The sequence below is a fragment of the Bradyrhizobium altum genome, assembly GCF_020889705.1.
In the GTDB taxonomy this organism is placed as follows: Bacteria; Pseudomonadota; Alphaproteobacteria; order Rhizobiales; family Xanthobacteraceae; genus Bradyrhizobium; species Bradyrhizobium altum.
The window spans coordinates 1-1,575 of the sequence record NZ_JACMYP010000531.1 but is presented as its reverse complement, the minus strand read 5'-3'; the positions used below and the strand labels follow the sequence as shown (position 1 = coordinate 1,575).

The following is a 1,575-nucleotide window of genomic DNA, read 5'->3' as shown; positions in this document are numbered from 1 at the left end:
CTTACGATTACCCACATTTTTGAGTCAGAGTTTCGCTCCCGTTGCGATATCGATGAATCGCGATAGTCCGCGCCACATGATCAGATTCCCTGGTGGCGGATCGTTGGCGCGGGCGAGATAGCCGCCGAGCCTGGCAATCTTGATGAGATAATGCGACAATGTCTTTCGTTGTGTGCTGATTGGATTCTTGTCTTTGACGAGCCGATCAAGCAATTGGATTTCAGCTTTGGTCAGCGCAAATTCCGGTGAGGCATTTGGCGCGGAACGATTGAGCATCGTCATCCAAAAAATTCGCCAGCTCACAATGCAGAACACCGAGATCAGATTCGTCAATCGCTGAGCAGTCCGCAGTTGCGAGTCCTCTGCCCTACAGCCGGATTTGAGTATCTTGTGGAAGACCTCGATCTTCCATCGCAGGGAATACCATTCGAGTTTCTCGATCGCATCCCCGCGCGATTGCACCGGAAGATCGGTCAGGAGTTTCCATTCAATCTTCTTTCTGTTCTTTGGCGCTCCTCTTTCATCAGCGTGGATCACTGTCAAAGTCAAAGCTGGATACCGCGACTGCTTGCCTATCGGTGGCAGAATACGGATTTTACGATACCGGATTTCAAGAACAGCCTGGTCTGGATTGCCCTTGCTATCCTGGACTTCGATCCGGTGGAGACCTTTGACCACGACCTCGTCCATTATCGTTGCAACGGTATGATCGCCATCGCCGGCCAGGCGATTGACACAGGTCCTTACCAAGAAATGCGTTCCAACCTCTTGGGCGGCGCAAAACAATTCATAAATGTCGGCCTCACGATCACCGATATGGATGCACTGCGATGGCTTCTCGAAAAGCTCCGTGGATTGCTTGAGGTTCTCCAGCCACCGAATGCTCTCCTTGGTTTCAATGGGGATCCGTGTCAGGTTGACCTCGCGCCTGAGCGCAGCGACCCCTCTGAATTTCTTTCTGGTCCAGAACCTCACGGCGCTGAGCCCCAGTGGAAGCCCCTCGAGGGTCACCGCAAGGCTCGAATGCATCAATATTCCGCATGTCGTGTACGTTTGGGGTTTTCCGTCCAATCTTCGAGAGTTGCTTTTTGGGATGCGATTAATCATCCCGATCAGATCCGGGCGCTCCCTTTGATAGGTGAATTCGGTCGTATCATGCAGGACAAGAACAGGTCCTTTCGCCGCCGCGATACGTTCCCGCGTCGATTTAAAATGACCAGATAGGATGTCGGCCTCGCTTACTCGTTCATTGGAGAAGAAACGATAGGCCGCCTTGGTATTCGCCCAGTCTTGGCAAACCATCGGAATGCTCTGTCCGATGTCTCCACCAATCTGCTTCAGCAGCATGCGAAATCTCTCGCCTAGTCGAGCGTCCTGGAATTCGCACAGCGCGGCTTCACGGTCAAACCAGGTCACCGCGTCAGACGCCAACGGATGCGCCTTCTCATTTCGAGCGCGTGAAGTCAGTCTCATAGAGCACCTCTTCTCGAATCAGGTGCTCATCAAAGAATCACAAGTGATTCCGGCGACTCAAGTTTTTCGGCTCAGTGCACGTCAAAAAATGTGGGTAATCGT

Annotated in this window: 1 protein-coding gene; it reads right to left on the bottom strand. The window is 52.5% G+C overall.

Annotation, left to right across the window (positions count from 1 at the left end):
• Positions 1 to 24: 24 nt before the first annotated feature.
• The gene (locus tag H8B02_RS47140) at positions 25 to 1,473 is read right to left on the bottom strand and encodes an IS4 family transposase (RefSeq protein WP_229172494.1); all 1,449 of its coding nucleotides are present in this window, start codon (positions 1,471 to 1,473) and stop codon (positions 25 to 27) included.
• Positions 1,474 to 1,575 lie beyond the last annotated feature (102 nt).